Raw genomic sequence first — 18,133 nt, forward strand, 5'->3', positions numbered from 1 at the left:
GGGGCGGCTTCGTCCCCCGTGTCGCGGGCGCCCGCGCAGAAGGGACCGCTGACGGCGATGCAGATCCGGCTGACCGTCGTAGACCCGCTGGGCCCCTCCTCCCCCGTCCGGGAGCGGGCCGTGAGCTGCGACGTGCTGGTCACGGCGCCCGCGGGCACGGCCCTCGCCGCGGTCGCCTCCGCGCTGGCCTCGGCGGTCTCCGGCGGCGACGGCTCCGCCGGCTCGTCGGGCGCGCCCGCGCTGTACGCCGGTGACCAGCGCCTGGACGCCCAGCGCTGCACACTGGGCGAGCCTCCGCTGATCGACGGCGCGGTGCTGGCGGTGGGCGCCCCGGGCGAGCCCGAGCCGCACCCCGAGCTGGACACGACCCCGGCCCGGCTGCACGTGGTCGCCGGGCCCGACGCGGGCGGGGTGCACCTGCTGCACGGCGGGGAGATCCGCATAGGCCGCTCCGCCGACGCCGACGTGCCGCTCGACGACCCGGACGTCTCCCGGCTGCACTGCGCGGTGACGGTCGGCGCGGACGGCCGCGTCTCGGTCGCCGACCTCGGCTCCACCAACGGCACCACGCTGGACGGCCGCCCCGTGGGCTCCCGCCCGGTGCGGCTCACCCCGGGCGCGCTGCTGCGCATCGGCGAGTCGGCCCTGCGGCTGACCCCGGCGGAGGGTCCGTCCGCCCGGACGGCCACGACCCCGGACGGGGAGGGGCACGTACGGGTGCCGGGGCCGCGTGCGGCGGACCCGGTGAGCGGGCGCGACGCCCCGGGGACACCGGGCCCGGAGGATCTCCGGGGCACTCCGGAGGGGCCGCGCGCCCGGACCCACCACGCCTACGGCTCCGCGGACTGGGCCACGCCCGCCCGCCCCGACGCCGCCGACGCCCGCACCCCCGCCACGCCCGCCCGCGCCGGCGCCGCCGACGCCCGCGCCGTGCCGGATCCCCTCCCGCACGTGCCGGAGCAGAGCGGCCCCCCGGAGGCCGAGCAGCGGCGCGACGGCGAGGCCCCCGGCCGGCGCACCGTACGGATCACGGCCCACGGGGACGTGCCCCGGGCGCCCCGGGGGCGGCGGGTGTCGCGGCCCGCCCCCTCGGCCGGGACGCGCGCCGGACGGGGGCAGGCGCCCGGCCTGTACGCCGAGCCCGTGCACGGCCAGGCGCGGGACGAGGCGCCCACCGCCCACCCCGGACCCGCGCCCGCCGGACCCACCGGCCGGACCACGGGCGACGCCCGCGACGGGCGGTACGGCGACGCCACCGCCGGCGTCTCCGACGGCACCCGCAAGGGCACCCCCGTACGGGGCACCGACGTTCCCGAGCCGCCGCGGGCGCGCAAGCGGGGCGGGATCGGCGCCTGGGCGCGGCGGCTCGCCGGCGGGCGGCAGGAGCGGGACGCGGACGCGGTCCCCTGCGACGACCCGGCCGGGCGGCCGGCGCACGCCCCGGCTCCCGCCGCCCCCGCGCGGCCCGAGACCTGGCCGGACCCGGCCACCCTGCTGCTGACCGCCCTGGGTCCCGGCCCCCGGCTGTGGGAGCGCGGGCCGGACCACCCCGAGGCGCTGGCGGTGCGGCTCGGCACCGGGGACCGGCCCGCGCCGGACGGCTCCGGGCTGCTGCCCGTCGTCCCGGTGACCGTGGGGCTGCGCGAGGTCGGCGCGCTGGGGCTGGCCGGACCGCGCGAGCGGCTCTCCGGGCTGGCCCGCGCGGTGCTCGCCCAGCTCGCCGCGCTGCACTCCCCCGACACGCTGGAGATCGTCCTGATCGCCGCGGACCCCTCCCGGCCGGCGGCGGAGCGCACCGCCGAGTGGTCCTGGCTGGGCTGGCTGCCGCATCTGCGGCCGGGGCACGGACAGGACTGCCGGCTGCTCCTCGCCCACGACCGGGAGCAGGCCGCGGCCCGCGTCGGCGAACTGCTGCGCCGCCTCGCCGACCACGACCACGCGGGCGCCCCGGCGGACGCCGGCCCGTACACCGTGGTCGTGGTGGACGGCGACCCCGGCGACGCCGGCGTCCGGGAGGCCGTGGCACGGCTCGCCGTGGAGGGGCCGCGCGCCGGTGTCCATCTGCTGTGCCTCGCCGAGACGCCCGCCGCCTCCCCCGCGTCCCCGGTGACGGAGACCTACGAGGCGGCCTGCGCGGCGGCGCCCGCGTTCCGCCGGTGCGGGGCGGTCGCCCTGCTCAGCGGGGACGTGGCGACCGCGCTCCGGCTGCTGCGGGTGGCCGAGGCCGGCGACGGCTCCCCGCCGGGGCCCGTCGGGCACGGCACCCTCGCCACCGTCGACGCGGTCTCCACGGCCTGGGCCGAGCGGTTCGCGCGGGCGCTCGCGCCGCTGCGCCCCGACGGTCCCGCGGCCGGACCGCACCCGCGCGTGTCGGCGCCGCTGCCCCCGTCGGCGCGGCTGCTCGACGAGCTGGGCCTGGCCCGGGCCACGCCCGCGTCGCTGATGGCCCGCTGGGCCGACGCGGCCGACGACACCCGGGCGCTCGGCGGACGCGCCACCGCCGTCCTCGGCGCCGGACCGCGCGGCCCGGTCACCGCCGACCTCGCCGCCGACGGACCCCACCTGCTGGTCGAGGGCCCCGCCGGCAGCGGCCGCACGGAGCTGCTGCGCGCGGTCGTCGCCTCGCTGGCCGCGGCCGAGCGCCCCGACCGGCTGGGCATCGTCCTGGTCGACGGGCAGGGCGGCCCGGTGACCGGCTCCGGGCACGGCGAGGGCCTGCGGGTGTGCACGGACGTGCCGCACGTCTCCACCCACCTGGGCGCCGACGACCCGGTGCGGATGCGGGAGTTCGCCCAGTCGCTGAGCGCCGAGCTGAAGCGGCGCGCGGAACTGCTGGGCCGCTCGGACTTCGCCGAGTGGCACACCGGGCGGGAACTGGCGGGCCGGATGGTCGCCCAGCGCACGGCGTCGAACGGCGACCTGGACACGCCGCCCAGCACGACCGTGCGGCTGCGGCCGGGCGCGGACCGCCGCAAGACGCAGGCCGCGCCGCCGCTGCCCCGGCTGGTGGTGGTCGTGGACGACCTCGACGCGCTGGTCTCCCCCGCGCTCGGCTCCCCGGGGCGCCCGGCCGCCGGGTCGGTGCTGCGGGCGCTGGAGGCGGTGGCGCGGGACGGCGAGCGGCTCGGGGTGCATCTGGTGACGGCCACCGCGCCCTGCCCTCGGACGGCGCAGACCGAGCCGGTGAAGCAGGCGTCGCTGCTGGTCACGCTGGACGCGCCGGTCGCGGGCCGCGGCCCGGACGACCCGGCGCCGGGGCGCGGCCGGCTGGCCTGCCGGGACGGGCGGGAGACGCCGTTCCAGGGCGGCCGGGTGACGGGCCGCATCCCGCGCACGGCGACGCTGCGGCCGACGGTGGTCCCGCTGGAGTGGCACCGCATGGGCGACCCGCCGGCCCGCCGCCAGGTCCGCGAACTCGGCAACGGCCCCACCGACCTGGCCCTCCTCGCCAGCGCCCTCGACCGGGCCGCCCGCCAGGTCGCGGCGGCGCGGGTGCCGTCCCTCCTGTAGGGCGCCCGCCCACGCTCCGGGGAGCACGGCCACGGTGCCGCGCTCCCCCGGCGCTCCCCCGGCGCTCCCCCGGCGCTCCCGCGGCGAGCGCCGCACACCGCACACGGCCCGGACGCTTCCGCACGCCCCGGCCCGGTCGGCACATCGTCCCGGAGCCGCGCCCGCGCCGTCGCCGCCCCTCGAAGCACCGCACCGACGCCCCGCCCAGGTCCCACGCCGCACGCCCCACGCCCCACGCCCCAGCCTCCCGCACGCCTCGGCCCGGGGCCGCCACCGGCCCCCGAACCCCCCGCCCCGCCCCTGACGACGAACCGGGCCGTGTCGCGGGCCGGCCCGCCGCCGGGCGCGTCCGGCGTGACGCCCGATCACGAGGTGATCACGATCGCGGAGTTGACACGAGAGGCGCTCTTGCCACCCCCACGTGCCGGGCGTAGACCAGACCGCACGGGACAGCGCTCGAACGTTCGGCCAAGTACGACGGAGTACGAGAACGGGGCAGGGATGCACAGCACGAACAGGATCATCCGGATACGCAGGTCGCCCGAGCACCACGGGCCGCCTCCCGCCACCCGACGGGCCGTCAGGGCCGCCGCGGCCCTGGCCGCCGGTGTGCTGGCGGTCTCCCTCACCGCCTGCGGAGGCGACGACGACGGTGGCGGTGGCGACAAGGGCAAGGGGTCCGGCGACACCGGAACCACCGTCACCCTGCCCAAGCTGGACGGCCAGACCCTGGAGGTCGCGGCCGTGTGGACCGGCACGGAGCAGGAGAACTTCAAGAAGGTCCTCGCGGAGTTCGAAAAGCGCACCGGCGCCAAGGTGACCTTCGTCCCCGCCCAGGACCCGATCATCAACTTCCTCGGCTCGAAGATCGCGGGCGGCGCCCCGCCGGACGTGGCGATGCTGCCGCAGCCCGGCGCCATCAAGCAGGCCGTGGAGAAGGACTGGGCCAAGCCCCTCGGCCCGGAGGCCACCAAGGAGCTGGCCGAGAACTACTCGCAGGGCTGGCAGGACATCGGCAAGGTCGACGGCAAGCAGTACGGCGTCTACTACAAGGCCGCCAACAAGTCGCTGATCTGGTACAACGCCCAGGTCTTCGAGAACGCCGGCGCGTCCGAGCCGAAGACGTGGGACGAGCTGCTGGACACCGCGCAGATGGTCTACGACTCCGGCGTCACCCCGTTCTCCGTCGGCGGGGCCGACGGCTGGACCCTCACCGACTGGTTCGAGAACATCTACCTCTCGCAGGCGGGCCCCGAGAAGTACGACCAGCTCGCGAAGCACGAGATCAAGTGGACCGACCCCTCCGTCAAGGAGGCGCTGACCACCCTCGCCGAGGTGTGGGGCAAGAAGGACTACGTCGCGGGCGGCCCGGACGGCGCGCTGCAGACGGAGTTCCCGGCGTCCGTGACGCAGACCTTCACCGGCGGCGACCAGCCCAAGGCCGGCATGGTCTACGAGGGCGACTTCGTTCAGGTCAACATCGGCGAGACCGAGGCGGAGGTGGGCACCGACGCGAAGGTGTTCCCGTTCCCCGCGGTCGGTGACACCCCGCCCGTGGTGTCCGGCGGCGACGCCGCGGTGATCCTGGAGGACTCCGAGGCGGCCCAGGCCCTGGTGACGTTCCTCGCCTCCCCGGACGCGGCGAGCATCCAGGCGAAGCTCGGCGGCTACCTCTCGCCGAACAAGAACGTGCCCGCCTCGGTGTACCCGAACGAGGTCCAGCGGAAGATCGCCGAGGCGCTGGTCGACGCCGGCGACGACTTCCGCTTCGACATGTCCGACCAGGCCCCGCAGGCCTTCGGCGGCACGCCCGGCAAGGGCGAGTGGAAGGCGCTGCAGGACTTCCTGAAGAACCCGAAGGACGTCGCCGGCGCCCAGGCGAGGCTGGAGGCCGACGCGGCCGCGGCGTACGGGAACTGATCCGGCGATGACGTCGCAGACGGCGGCGGGGGCCCCGAAGACGGCCCCCGCCGCTCCCAGGTCGCGCAAGAGCGTCACCGGCACCCGGAGAACCGTGGCGGCGCTGTTCCTGCTGCCCGCCCTGGTGCTGCTCGGGGCGCTCGTGGTCTACCCGATCGGGTACTCGGTCATCCGCAGCTTCTACGACCAGTCCGGCGGCTCCTTCGCCGGGTTCGACAACTACCGTGCGCTGTTCACCGACGACGGCATCCGCACCGCGCTGAAGAACAACGTCATCTGGGTGGTGTTCGCGCCGACGGTCGCGACCGCGCTCGGTCTGATCTTCGCGGTGCTCACCGAACGGGTGCGCTGGGGCACGGCGTTCAAGCTGGTCGTCTTCATGCCGATGGCCATCTCCATGCTCGCGGCGGGCATCATCTTCCGCCTCGTCTACGACCAGGCCCCGGAGAAGGGCGTGGCGAACGCGGTGTGGGTGGGGGTGCACGACACCTTCGCCCAGTCCTCGGCGTTCCCGAAGGCGCACCCGGGCCGCGAGTCGCCGCTGGAGCCGGCCGGCGGGGGCGCGTTCGTCACCAAGGAGACCGTCCGCGCCGGCGACACGGTGACGCTGCCGCTGGTGGGCGTCGCCCCGGACCTGATGCCGGACGACGCGAAGCCGGCCGCGGCGCCGAAGCCGGAGGACGACCGGATCACCGGCAGCACCTGGCAGGACTTCACCCGCGGCAAGGGCGTCGGCACGCTCAACCGGGCCGACTCCTCCGAGCTGGGCTACGCCGGGATGCGGATCGAGGCGGTGAAGGACGGCACGGTGGTGGAGACGGCCACGGCCGCCGCCGACGGCACGTTCTCCTTCTCGTCGAAGGCCGACGGGGCGCACCTGCGGCTTCCGGCGAGCAACTTCGAGGAGCCGTACAACGGGCTGGACTGGCTCGGCCCGTCACTGGTCACCCCGGCCGTGATCGGCTCGTACATCTGGATGTGGGCGGGGTTCGCGATGGTGCTGATCGCGGCCGGGCTGGCGGGCATGCCCCGTGAGCTGCTGGAGGCCGCCCGGGTGGACGGCGCCAACGAGTGGCAGGTGTTCCGGCGGATCACGGTGCCGCTGCTGGCGCCGGTCCTCGCGGTGGTCACCGTCACTCTGATGATCAACGTGCTGAAGGTGTTCGACCTGGTGTTCATCATCGCGCCGGGCTCGTCCCAGGACGACGCCAACGTCCTCGCGCTGGAGCTGTACCGCAAGGGCTTCTCCGAGGACCAGCCGGGCGTCGCGAGCGCCATCGCGGTGCTCCTGCTGCTGCTGGTGATCCCGGTGATGTGGTTCAACGTACGGCGGCTGAGGCGGGAGGTGCGGCGATGAGCGCGGACGCCGGAAGCGTCACGAAGACGGGCGTGCGGCCCGCCGGGCCCGTCCGGGCGGAACGGTCGCTGGGGTCCCGGCTCGCCCAGTGGGTGAGCGGCGGGGCGGTCCGCGTCTTCCTGATCGTCGTCGGCCTGTTCTGGCTGGTGCCGACGATCGGGCTGCTGCTGGCCAGCCTGCGCACGCCTCAGGACATGGCGGCGGACGGCTGGTGGACGGTGTTCACCGAGCCGTCCCAGCTCACCTTCGACGCCTACCGGACCCTGCTGGAGAACGAGGACATCACCGGCTCGCTGCTGAACACGGTGTACATCACCGTGCCGGCGACCGTGCTGGTGGTGGTGATCGGCGCGCTCGCCGGGTACGCCTTCGCGTGGATGGACTTCCCGGGCCGCGACTGGTGGTTCCTCGCCGTGGTGGGGCTGCTGGTGGTGCCGGTGCAGGTGGCGCTGATCCCGATCGCCGAGCTCTTCGGCGAGCTGGGCATCTTCGGCTCCCTGACCGGTGTGGTGCTGTTCCACGTCGGCTTCGGTCTGCCGTTCGCGGTGTTCCTGCTGCGGAACTTCTTCGCGGAGATCCCCAAGGAGCTGCTGGAGGCGGCCCGGCTGGACGGCGCGGGTGAACTGCGGCTGTTCGTCCGGGTCGTGATGCCGCTGGCCGGTCCGGCGATCGCGGCGCTCGGCATCTTCCAGTTCCTGTGGGTGTGGAACGACATGCTGGTCGCGCTGATCTTCACCGACTCGGGCAGCCAGCCGATCACGGTCGCGCTGCAGACGCAGGTACGGCAGTTCGGCAACAACATCGACGTGCTGGCGCCGGGCGCGTTCATCTCGATGGTGGTGCCGCTGGTGGTCTTCTTCGCGTTCCAGCGGCAGTTCGTCTCCGGCGTGATGGCGGGCGCCGTCAAGTAGGCACACGGCACGCACAGTTGAAGGGCGGACCGGCCGGGGTCCGCCCTTTCGTGCGACGTGATTCCCCCGGATGCCGCAGGGGGCGTAACCAAGCCGGGCCAACGGGCGTTGCCGGGCAGAACGCCCGCACCGACCGTTGGATGCCCCTTGCCCAGGTTCAGTGTCATTGTCCCCGCGTACCAGGTCCAGGCGTATCTGCGCGAGTGCCTGGAGTCGGTGCTGACCCAGTCGTACCCGGACCTCGAACTGATCGCCGTGGACGACTGCTCGCCGGACGCCTGCGGAGCGGTGATCGACGAGTTCGCGGCCCGCGACCCGCGGGTGCGGCCGGTGCACCTGCCGGCCAACGCCGGCCTGGGGCCCGCCCGCAACGCGGGCATGGCCCGCGCGACCGGCGACTACCTGGTGTTCCTGGACGGCGACGACACCCTCACCCCGGACGCGCTGCTCGCCGTCGCCGACCGGCTGAAGGAGACCGGCGACCCGGACGTCCTGGTCTACGACTACGCCCGCGCCTACTGGACCGGCGAGACCGTGCGCAACCAGGTCGCCGCCCAGCTCACCGAGCACGGCCCGGCGCCGTTCACCCTCGCCGACCGGCCGGGGCTGCTCACCCTGCTCGCGGTCGCCTGGAACAAGGCGTACCGGCGGGACTTCGTCGAGCGCTCCGGGTTCGCCTTCCCGCCCGGCTACTACGAGGACACCCCGTGGACGTACCCGGTGCTGATGACGGCGGGGACGATCGCCACCCTCGACCGGGTGTGCGTGCACTACCGGCAGCGGCGCGCCGGCGGCATCCTGCACACCACCAGCGAGCGTCACTTCGAGGTCTTCGGCCAGTACGACCGGGTCTTCGCCCACCTCGACGAGCACCCCGCGCTGGAGCGCTGGCGGCCGGTGCTGTTCCGCCGCATGGTCGACCACCTGCTGACCGTGTACACCCGCCCGGACCGGCTGCCGCGCGGCTCCCGCGCCGCCTTCCTGCGCCGGGCCCGCGACCAGTACCGCCGCCACCGCACGCCCGGCGCGCCCGTCCCCGCCCGCGCCCGGGTGCGGCACGCGCTGGTCCGGTTCGGACTGCACCGCACCTACCGCGCCCTGCGGCTGGCCGCGGCCCTGGGCCGCCGCGCGGGCCGGCTCCGCCGCCGGTCGCTGCGCGGACTGCGCCGCGTCCTGCTGCGCACCCACTACCGCGTGCAGCGGCTGCGCCCGCTGGACACCGGCCGCGCCCTGTTCACCGTCGAGGACGACGGCGGCTACGGCGGCGACCCGGCCGCCCTGGAGTCCGCGGTGCGCGACCACGCGCCGCACGTCCGCACCGCCTGGGCGACCCGCCCCGAGCTGCACCACACCCTGCCCACCGCCACCCGCCGGCTGGTGCCCGGCACCGCCGCCCATCTCACCGCGCTCGCCCGCAGCGCGTACCTGGTGACCGACCGCGCGCTCGTGCCCGGACTGGTCAAGCGCCCGGGGCAGATCCTGGTGCACACCCCGCCCGGCACCCCGCTGGCGTACGCGGGGCTCGACCTCCAGGACCGGCCGGCGGCGGCCCGCTCCACCGACTTCGCCCGGCTGCTGGAGGGCGTCGGCCGGTGGGACCACGTCGTCACCGGCGACCGCCATTCCACGCTCACCTACGAGCGGGTGCTGCCCGGCCGCTACACGACCCTGGAGTACGGCAGACCGCGCACCGACCGGTTCCACACGGCGACCGCGGCCGACGTGGCCGTGCTGCGGGACTCCCTGGGCGTCCCCGCGGGCGCGGTGGCGATCCTGTACGCGCCCGCGCCCCGCGACTACCGCCGCACCCCGGTGCGCCTGCTCGACCTGGAGCGCGTGGTGCGCCGGCTCGGCCCCCGCTTCGTGATCCTGTCCCGCGCCGGGCGGCCGTACGACGAGCCGCTGGAGGCCGCCTCCGACCGGGTCGTGGACGTGAGCGCCCACCCCGACCTGATGACGCTGTGCCTGGCCTCGGACGCCCTGGTCACCGACTTCTCCCCGCTGATGTGCGACTACGCGGGCCTGGACCGGCCGATCGTGCTGCACGCCGAGGACCGGGAGGCGTACGCGGCGGCCCGCGGCCTGTACGTCGACCCGTGGACCTTCCCGCCGGGCGCGGTCGCGGACAGCGAGGACGAGCTGATCGAGATCTTCGCCGGGGGCCGCTGGTGCGGGCCCCGCGCGACGCGGCTGCGGGCGGCGTTCCGGGACCGCTTCTGTCCGCACGACGACGGCCGCGCCGCCGAGCGGGTGGTGCGCACGGTGCTGCTCGGGGAGTTCGCGGAGCCGCTGTCCGTCCCGCCGGAGCGGCGGCGCCCGGTGCCGGCGGCCGCCGTCGCGCCGCGGACCCCCGTGGTGTCGCTGCCGCCGCAGCCGGCGGTCTTCTGACCGTCACCGACCCCGTCCGCCCGTCGTTGCCCCACTGGGAGTACGCGTGTCCCCCGGCTCGTCACGGCCCGCCCCGGCCCGGCCGCCCGCGCGGCGGCCGACGGGGCGGCCCGGGCGGCGGCCCGCCCGCTGAGCGGCCGTCGTCACGCCCTCGTCAACGGAAAGAGCAGAATGCCCCGTTTCAGCATCATCGTCCCGTCCCATGGGGTCGCAGGCCGGCTGGGCCAGGCGCTGGACTCGGTCCTCGCCCAGTCCTTCGGAGACTTCGAGCTCATCCCGGTCTGCGACGCGGCCGGGTCCCCGGCGGCCGGGGTGGCCGACGGGCACGCCGAGCGGGACTCGCGGGTGGCGCCCGTGCACGCGCCGCCGTCACAGGGGCTGGCGGGCGCGCGCAACGCGGGCGTGCGGGCGGCGACCGGGACGTATCTGCTCTTCCTCGACGGGGACGACGTGCTGGCGCCGGGCGCGCTGGCGGCCCTGGACGCGCGGCTGGCGCAGACCGGCCCGGTCGACGTGCTGCCCTGTGAGCACGAGCGGGTCCCCTGGTGGGAGGGCGAGGCCACCCGCCCGGTGGCGACGCTGCTGGAGAGCGCCCCGTCCGGCGCCTTCGCCCCCGCCCGCGCCCCGCACCTCACCGGGGTGCGGCTGCCCGCGTGGAGCGCCGCCTGGCGCCGCGCCTTCGTCACCGAGCACGGACTGGACTTCCCGCCCGGGTACTTCACCGACGTCGGCTGGTGCGGGCGGGCGCTGCTGCGCGCGGAGCGGGTGGCGGTGTCCCGCCGGGTGCTGGTGCGGCACCGGGCGCGCCGCCAGGGCGACCGGCTGCGGCTGCCCGGGCCGCACCACGCGGACCTGCTGGACCAGGCGGAGCGGGTGCTTCGGGAGGCCGCCGCGCTGGGCCTGCCGCCCGGGCGGTCGGGGCCGCTGTTCGAGCAGCTCTTCGCGGCCGTGCTGAAGACCGCCGCGCACCCCCGGCGGCTGCCGTCCGGACGCCGGGAGTTCTTCCGCCGGGCGAGCGCCCTGTACCGCCGTCACCGCCCCGCCGGGTACCGGCCGCCGGGCGGCAGCCTCGGCGTGCAGCACCGGCTGCTGGCGGCCGGGTCGTACGAGGCGTTCGCCGCCCTGCGCGACACCCGGCGCGCGGCCGGCCGGGCGGCGGCCGCGCTGCCCCGGCCCCGCGGTCTGCGCACCCGGCTGCACTACGGCCTCCAACTGCGCCGCCCGCTCGACCCGGACCTCGTCGTGTACTGCGCGTACTGGGGCCGGGGCTACGCCTGCAACCCGGCCGCGATCCACGCCAGGGCCCGCGAACTCGCCCCGCGCCTGCGGGGCGTGTTCCTGGTGGAGGCCGACCAGGCGCACACCGTGCCCGACGACGTGGAGCACGCGGTCCTCGGCAGCCGGCGCGCCTGGGAGCTGCTCGCCCGTGCCACGTACCTGGTCAACAACGCCAACTTCGCGGAGGGCGTGGTCAAACGCCCCGGCAGCGTGCACCTGCAGACCCAGCACGGCACCCCGCTGAAGACGATGGGCGTGGACCAGTCGACGTACCCGGTGGTCGCCGCCGCCACCGGCAGCTTCACCAAGCTGCTCGGGCGGGTGGACCGCTGGGACTACAACCTCTCCTCCAACCCGCACTCCACCCGCGTCTGGGAGCGCGCCTTCCCCGGCTCCTACGAGCACCTGGAGTACGGCTATCCGCGCAACGACGTGTACGTGACGGCCGGCGCCGACGACGTGGCCCGGGTCCGTGCCGAGCTGGGCGTCCCCGAGGGCGCGCGGGCCGTGCTGTACGCGCCGACCCACCGCGACCACCGCACCGGCTTCGAGCCGGGGCTCGACCTGGAGGCGTTCTGCGAGGCGGCCGGCGAGGACGTGGTGGTGCTGCTGCGCGCGCACTACTTCTACGACCGGGGCGGGCGCGGGGGACGGGCCGGCCGGGGCAGCCGGGTCATCGACGTGTCCGCGCACCGCTCCTCGGAGGACGTGTGTCTGGCCGCGGACGCCCTGGTCACGGACTACTCGTCGATCATGTTCGACTACGCCAACCTGGACCGCCCGATCGTGGTCCACGCCGACGACTGGGAGGTGTACCGGGAGACGCGGGGCGTCTGCTTCGACCTGATGGCCGCCCCGCCGGGCCGGGTCACCCGGACGCCTCAGGAGCTGGCCCGGGTGTTCCGCGACGGCTCGTACGCGGACGAGGAGTCGGCGGCGCTGCGGGCGGCGTTCCGGGAGCGGTTCTGCCCGTTCGACGACGGGCGGGCCGCCGAGCGGGTGGTGCGCCGGGTGCTGCTCGGCGAGCCGCCCGAGGCCCTGCCGCCCGTGATCCCGCTCGCGGAGCGCGTCCCCGCTCCCGCGGCCGTCCCCCCGGTGAGGAGCTGACGTGCCCCGCTTCAGCGTCATCGTCCCCGTCCACCACGTGCAGGGCTATCTGCACGCCTGTCTCGACTCGGTGCTCGGGCAGTCGTGCCGCGACCTCGAGCTGATCGCCGTCGACGACCGCTCCCCCGACGGCTGCGGGCGGATCCTCGACGAGTACGCGGCCCGCGACGAGCGGGTCCGGGTGCTGCACCTGGAGGAGAACGTGGGCCTCGGCCGGGCCCGCAACGCGGGGATGCCGCACGCGACCGGCGACTACCTGCTCTTCCTGGACAGCGACGACACCCTCACCCCGGGCGCGCTGCGCGCGCTGGCGGACCGTCTCGACGAGACCGGCGACCCGGACGTGCTGGTCTTCGACTACGCCCGCACGTACTGGTGGGGCGGCACCCGCCGCAACGTCCTCGCCCATGTGCTGGCCGAGGCCGCCGGGAGCACCTTCACGGCCGCCGAACGGCCGGAGATCCTCGACCTGCTGATGGTGGTGTGGAACAAGGCCTACCGCCGCGACTTCGTCGAGCGGGAGGGCTTCACCTTCCCGCCCGGCTACTACGAGGACACGCCCTGGACCTTCCCGGTGCTGCTCAGCGCGGAGCGCATCGCCGCCCTGGACCGGATCTGCCTGTACTACCGGCAGCGCCGCCAGGGGAACATCCTGTCCACCACCAGCCGCAAGCACTTCGACGTGCACGAGCAGTACGCGCGGGTGTTCCGGTTCGTCGACGCCCGTCCGGCGCTGGCGCACTGGCGGCCGTTCCTGCACGCCAAGATGGGCGAGCACTGTCTCGACATCCTGTCCAAGCCGGACCGGCTGCCGCCGGCGGACCGGGCCGAGTTCTTCCGCCGCACGGCGGAGATGTTCCACGCGCACCGCCCGCCGGGTGTGCGCGTCCCCGCCGAACTGCGGGATCTGGAGGGCGGTTACGCCGGGTACGTGCTGCGCCGGAGGGCCCGGCGGACCGGGCGGGAGCTGCGGCGCCGGGCCGGGCGGGCCCGGGCGGCGACGGCGGCGCGGGCGGTGGGCGCCCGGTCGCTGCTGCGCCGCCCGCTGGACCCGGACCTCGCGGTGTACTCGGCGTTCTCGCACCGCGGGATGCTCGGCGACCCGGCGGCCGTCCACCGCGCGGCCCGTGAACTCGCCCCGCACATCAGGGGCGTGTGGGTGGTCGCCGACGAGGAGCGGGCCGCGGCGCTGCCGCCGGGCACCCCGTACGTGCTGCCGGACACGCCGGAGTACCGCCGGGTGACCGAGCGGGCCACGTACTTCGTGAACAACGTCAACTGGTCGGGCACGCTGGTCAAACGGCCCGGCAGCGTGCACGTCCACACCCACCACGGCACCCCGCTGAAGTACGCGGGCGCCGATCTGCTGGGCAAGCCGGGCGCGCGGCTGCACTTCGACGTGCCGCAGATGCTGCGCCGGGCCGACCGCTGGGACCACGTCCTGGTCGCCAACCGCCACTCCGAGCTGGTGTGGGAGCGGGCCTTCCCCTGTCACTTCACCGTGCTGCGGTCGGGCTCCCCGCGCAACGACGTCCTGGTGCGCGGGGACGAGGAGCGCGCCCGCGCGACGCGGGAGCGGCTCGGGATCCCGGAGGGCGACACGATGGTGCTGTACGCGCCGACCCGCCGGGACTACCGCAGGGACGGGCTGGTGGAGCGGATCGACCTGGCCCGGTTCGCCGCCGACCTGGGCGAGGGCCGCACCCTGGTGGTCCGGCTGCACCCCACGCTGGCCGACGGCCCGGTCCGGGGCCTCGGCCTGTCGGAGCTGCACCGGCGGGGCGTGCTGGTGGACGCCACCGACGAGCCGGAGGTGCAGGACGTGCTGCTCGCGGCCGACGTCCTGGTCACCGACTACTCGTCCGTGATGTTCGACTACGCCCTGCTGGACCGGCCGATCGTGGTGCACGCCGACGACTGGGACGCCTTCCGGGCGAGCCGGGGCGCGTACCTGGACGTCACGGCCCGGGCGCCGGGCCATGTGACGCGCTCCTACCGGGAGCTGGCGTGGCTGTTCGCCTCGGGGGCCTGGGCGGACGAGGAGTCGGCGCGGCTGCGGGCGGCGTTCCGGGAGCGGTTCTGCGCGTACGACGACGGGCGGGCCGCCGAGCGGGTGGTGCGCGCGCTGATGCTGGGCGAGCCGATGCCCGAGCCCGCCGCCGGTCCCGGCCTGCTGCCCGCCCAGCCCGCCGTCCGCGACCTGCTGGCCCCGTCGTGAGGCCGCGCACCTGGGTGCTGCTGCTGGCCGCCCTGTTCGCGCTGATGCAGCTCGCCACCGTGGAGGGCCGCGACACCCCCGACTCCAAGAACTACGTGTCGTACGCGCTGAGTCTGGGCGGTGCGGACAAGCGGGAGGCGGCGACCGCCACCATCGACCACTACTGCGCGGGGAAGGCGGCGATGGCGCACCGCGCGCAGAACGTGGACGTGGTGCGCTTCCACGCCCCGGATCCCGCGCCCCGGGTCAGGGCGGAGTGCCGGGAGCGGGAGTGGCGGCAGGTGGAGGCGCGGCTGGCGGCCGGGCAGACCGGCGGGCACACCGTGCCGTTCATGCCGGAGCGCTTCATGCGGATCTTCGAGGTGCGGCCCGGCTACCCGGTGGTCCTGGTTCCCTTCATCGCCCTGCTCGGGGTGACCTGGGGGGTGTGGGCGGCGGGCGTGGTGATCACCTGCGCGGGCGGGGTGCTCGCGTACCTGGTGCTGCGCGCGCTGGCCGCCCCGGCGCCGCTCGCGCTCACCGGGATGGCGCTGTACCTCGTCCTGCCGTGCGGGACGACGGCGATGCGCCCGATGACGGAGGGGCTGATGCTGGCCCTCACCCTGGCCGCGCTGTGGGGCTGCGCCCTGGTGCTGGGCGGGACGCGGCCCCGGGCGGGGCCGGCGCTCGCGGGCGGGGCGCTGCTCGCGCTGTTCACGGTGAAGCACTCCCAGGCGCTGTTCCTCGGGGTGTGCCTGGCGGGCGCGGGCGCCGCGGTCGCCGTACGCCGGCGGCGGCGGGGGATGCCGTCGGGGCGCGGGCCCGCGGCGCTCGCGGTGGTGGGGTGCGCGGGGGCGGTGGGCACGGTGCTGCTGGCCCGGCTGCTGGACTACCCGTCGACGTCGGACAGCGTGCAGGACCTGCTCACCGGCCACTTCGCCCGGCCCGACCGGGAGCGGCCGTGGGCGGAGTTCTTGCAGCTCCAGGGCAACTTCTGGATGGAGTGGGCGCGGCGGCAGCTGTGGGAGCCGCTGTTCGCGGCGGCGCTGGCGGCGGGCGCGCTGGGGGCGCGGCGGCGGCCGGCGTTCGGCGCCTTCCTGGCCGCGGCGGCCTGCACGGGGTTCCTCAACCAGGCGGGGCACCCGGACATCAACATCTGGGGCGACCGGCTGATCACGCTGGCCTGGCTGCTGCCGGTGCTGGGGGTGCCGCTGCTGCTGGAGCCGGTGCCGCGGCGGGCGGCGGTGCCCGCGCGGGGGTCGCTCATGGAGCCGGTGAGCTGACCGGGTGTCACTCGAAGCGGTGACGGCAGGTCGATCCCGGGCGGCGGGCGGGAACATTGGGCGAATGCCCCGAATGCCCCTTTCCCCTCGCGTCCGGTGAGCGCCGGCGTCCTCGTCCGGCGCCGCACGGTGGACGGCGCCACGGCGCTGCGCGGCGGCGGGTCCTGGCGCCCGACGCCGTACCAGTGCGCCGGTTTCCTGTTCTTCCTGGTGATGTCCCTGGCGTTCTGGCGGGTGCCGCTGTGCTGCGACGCCGGCCAGCACGCGGCGGTCGTGGAGCGCCTCGAGGACGACCTGCTGCGCCCCCGGCACCCGATGGCGGACCTGCCGGGCGCGGGCAGTCCGTACTACTCGCCGTACGCGGTGGCGCAGGGCGTGTTCGCCCGGCTGACCGGGCTGGGCGGCTGGGAGGTGCTGCGGCTCACCGGGCCGCTGAACCTGCTGGTGCTGCTCACGGGCCTGGGCCGCTTCGTGCGGGTGCTGACCCCGCGCCCCTGGGCGCCGGTGCTGGCACTGGCCGCGATGGCCCTGCTGTGGGGGGTGGAGCGCGCCTGGTGGAGCGGCTACCTGAACCTGATGTCGCTGACGGGCAACCTGCCGTACCCGTCGGCGTTCGCGATCGGGCTGGCCTTCTGGGCGTGGGCGCTGACCGGCGCGCGGGCCCGGGACGCGCGGGCCGTGCGGTACCTGGGTCCGGGCGGCCTGCGCCCGCTGTCCGGGTACGCGGGCCTCGGGCTGCTGTACGGGCTGATCCTGCTGGTGCACCCGATCACCGCGGTCGCGGCGGCGCTGGGGGCGCTGGCCCTGGTCGCCGGGTGGCAGCGGGGGTGGTCGGCGGCACTGGCCGGGCGCTGGGCGCTGACCGGCGCGGTGGCGCTGACGGCGGCGGCCTGCTGGCCGTACTTCGACGTGTTCGCGCTGGCCGGGGACGGCAGCGTGGACGCGATGCACCGGCGGCTGTACCTGGACCTGGCCGGCCAGTTCGGACTGGCGCTGCTCGGACTGCCCGCCCTGTGGCTGCGGGCGCGGCGCTCATGGCGCGACCCGCTGGTGCTGATGTTCGTCCTGGACTGCCTGGTCGTGGCGTACGGCTGGGTGAGCGGCCACTACACCTACGGGCGGGCCCTGGGGCTGACGCTGGTGCCGCTGCAGTTCGCCCTGGCGGTGGAGCTGGCGGCGCCCCGCCCGTGGCCGGTGTGGCGGCGGCTGCTGGGCGGGGCCGCGGCGGCGGGGGCGTGCGCCGGGTTCCTGACCGTGCACGCCGGGGCGGTGGTGCCGCCGGCGGCGGACCCGGTCGGTTTCCGGCAGCCCCCGGACTGGCCCGCGTACGACTGGGCCGCGCGGCACATCGCCCCGGGCGAGGTGGTGATCGCCGACGGCTACTACGCCGTCCACGCGATCGCCGGGTACGGGCCGAACCTGGCCGCCCCCGCCTGGCCGGACGCCTCGCTGGACGAACGGGAGCGGCTGCGGCGGCTGGCCGATGTGCGGGCGTACCTGGATCCCGCCTCGACCCGCGCCCTGCGGGACACGGTGGTCCGCCGCTACGGGGTGCGCTGGCTGCTCCTCACCCGGCACCAGCGGGTGCCCGAGGAGGCCGTGGTGGTGGCCTGGAGCCGGCGCACCGGCGAGGTGCTGGCGCGGGTCGGGGACGGGCGGCGGGACTACTCGATGACGAGCTCGACCGGGATGTTGCCGCGGGTGGCGTTGGAGTAGGGGCAGACCTGGTGGGCCTGCTCGACCAGCGTGCGACCGGTCTCCTCGTCGAGGCTGTCGGGCAGCTCGACGCGGAGCGTCACGGTGAGCGCGAAGCCCTCGCCCTGCTTGCCGATGCCGACCTCGGCGGTCACCGCGGCCTCGCTGACGTCCACCTTCGCGGCGCGGCCGACGGCGCCGAGGGCGCTGCCGAAGCAGGCCGCGTAGCCGGCGGCGAAGAGCTGCTCCGGGTTGGTGCCCTTGCCGTCGCCGCCCAGTTCCTTGGGGGCGCTCAGGCCGACGTCCAGCTTGCCGTCGGAGGTGACGGCGCGGCCCTCGCGACCGTGGGTGGCGGTGGCGACTGCGGTGTAGAGCGCGTCCATGGGGACACCTTTCCTTTCGGCGGGTGGCCGGCCGGGCCACGGGGACCCGGCCTCCGTGCACTCAAGTAGAGCACACAATTTAGTTGTGCACAATCAAATGGCTC

10 protein-coding genes are annotated in these 18,133 nt (G+C 75.9%); 9 read left to right on the plus strand and 1 reads right to left on the minus strand.

Going from position 1 to position 18,133, the window contains the following annotated elements; all coding sequences use genetic code 11:
- Window positions 1–57: 57 nt before the first annotated feature.
- The 9 genes from ACWH4W_RS02575 to ACWH4W_RS02615 all read left to right on the plus strand — a co-directional run bounded on the left by ACWH4W_RS02575 (window position 58) and on the right by ACWH4W_RS02615 (window position 17,667).
- Window positions 58–3,510, plus strand: coding sequence for an FHA domain-containing protein (locus ACWH4W_RS02575; protein ID WP_473074225.1), 3,453 nt, complete (start codon window positions 58–60; stop codon window positions 3,508–3,510).
- Window positions 3,511–4,011: 501 nt separating this feature from the next.
- Window positions 4,012–5,430: an ABC transporter substrate-binding protein gene (locus tag ACWH4W_RS02580; protein ID WP_473074226.1), complete on the plus strand. Its 1,419-nt coding sequence runs from the start codon at window positions 4,012–4,014 to the stop codon at window positions 5,428–5,430.
- A gap of 7 nt (window positions 5,431–5,437) precedes the next feature.
- Window positions 5,438–6,787, plus strand: coding sequence for a carbohydrate ABC transporter permease (locus ACWH4W_RS02585; protein WP_473074227.1), 1,350 nt, complete (start codon window positions 5,438–5,440; stop codon window positions 6,785–6,787).
- Window positions 6,784–7,698 (plus strand): carbohydrate ABC transporter permease, encoded by a 915-nt coding sequence (locus tag ACWH4W_RS02590; protein WP_473074228.1) that lies wholly within the window; start codon window positions 6,784–6,786, stop codon window positions 7,696–7,698. Before ACWH4W_RS02585 ends, ACWH4W_RS02590 begins: the two co-directional genes overlap by 4 nt.
- A gap of 147 nt (window positions 7,699–7,845) precedes the next feature.
- The gene (locus tag ACWH4W_RS02595) at window positions 7,846–10,086 is read left to right on the plus strand and encodes a bifunctional glycosyltransferase/CDP-glycerol:glycerophosphate glycerophosphotransferase (RefSeq protein ID WP_473074229.1); all 2,241 of its coding nucleotides are present in this window, start codon (window positions 7,846–7,848) and stop codon (window positions 10,084–10,086) included.
- A 171-nt stretch (window positions 10,087–10,257) separates the two neighbouring features.
- Window positions 10,258–12,471: a bifunctional glycosyltransferase/CDP-glycerol:glycerophosphate glycerophosphotransferase gene (locus ACWH4W_RS02600; RefSeq protein WP_473074230.1), complete on the plus strand. Its 2,214-nt coding sequence runs from the start codon at window positions 10,258–10,260 to the stop codon at window positions 12,469–12,471.
- A 1-nt stretch (window position 12,472) separates the two neighbouring features.
- Window positions 12,473–14,689 (plus strand): bifunctional glycosyltransferase/CDP-glycerol:glycerophosphate glycerophosphotransferase, encoded by a 2,217-nt coding sequence (locus tag ACWH4W_RS02605; RefSeq protein WP_473074231.1) that lies wholly within the window; start codon window positions 12,473–12,475, stop codon window positions 14,687–14,689.
- Window positions 14,686–15,951 (plus strand): hypothetical protein, encoded by a 1,266-nt coding sequence (locus ACWH4W_RS02610; protein ID WP_473074232.1) that lies wholly within the window; start codon window positions 14,686–14,688, stop codon window positions 15,949–15,951. The genes ACWH4W_RS02605 and ACWH4W_RS02610 overlap by 4 nt, the downstream gene beginning before the upstream one ends.
- 96 nt (window positions 15,952–16,047) lie before the next feature.
- Complete coding sequence (locus ACWH4W_RS02615; RefSeq protein ID WP_473074233.1) at window positions 16,048–17,667, plus strand: hypothetical protein; 1,620 nt, start codon at window positions 16,048–16,050, stop codon at window positions 17,665–17,667.
- Here the strand turns inward: ACWH4W_RS02615 and ACWH4W_RS02620 are convergent.
- Window positions 17,616–18,029: an organic hydroperoxide resistance protein gene (locus tag ACWH4W_RS02620; RefSeq protein ID WP_106413961.1), complete on the minus strand. Its 414-nt coding sequence runs from the start codon at window positions 18,027–18,029 to the stop codon at window positions 17,616–17,618. The two genes, ACWH4W_RS02615 and ACWH4W_RS02620, sit on opposite strands and share 52 nt — an antisense overlap.
- Between the last annotated feature and the right edge of the window lie 104 nt (window positions 18,030–18,133).

The sequence above is a fragment of the Streptomyces sp. DSM 120436 genome, from assembly GCF_055778765.1.

Coding starts and splice junctions, on each gene's coding strand:
- ACWH4W_RS02620 (WP_106413961.1), bottom strand. CDS start 18,029: ATGGACGCGCTCTACACCGCAGTCGCCACCGCCACCCACGGTCGCGAG.
- ACWH4W_RS02585 (WP_473074227.1), top strand. CDS start 5,438: ATGACGTCGCAGACGGCGGCGGGGGCCCCGAAGACGGCCCCCGCCGCT.
- ACWH4W_RS02580 (WP_473074226.1), top strand. CDS start 4,012: ATGCACAGCACGAACAGGATCATCCGGATACGCAGGTCGCCCGAGCAC.
- ACWH4W_RS02575 (WP_473074225.1), top strand. CDS start 58: ATGCAGATCCGGCTGACCGTCGTAGACCCGCTGGGCCCCTCCTCCCCC.
- ACWH4W_RS02600 (WP_473074230.1), top strand. CDS start 10,258: ATGCCCCGTTTCAGCATCATCGTCCCGTCCCATGGGGTCGCAGGCCGG.
- ACWH4W_RS02590 (WP_473074228.1), top strand. CDS start 6,784: ATGAGCGCGGACGCCGGAAGCGTCACGAAGACGGGCGTGCGGCCCGCC.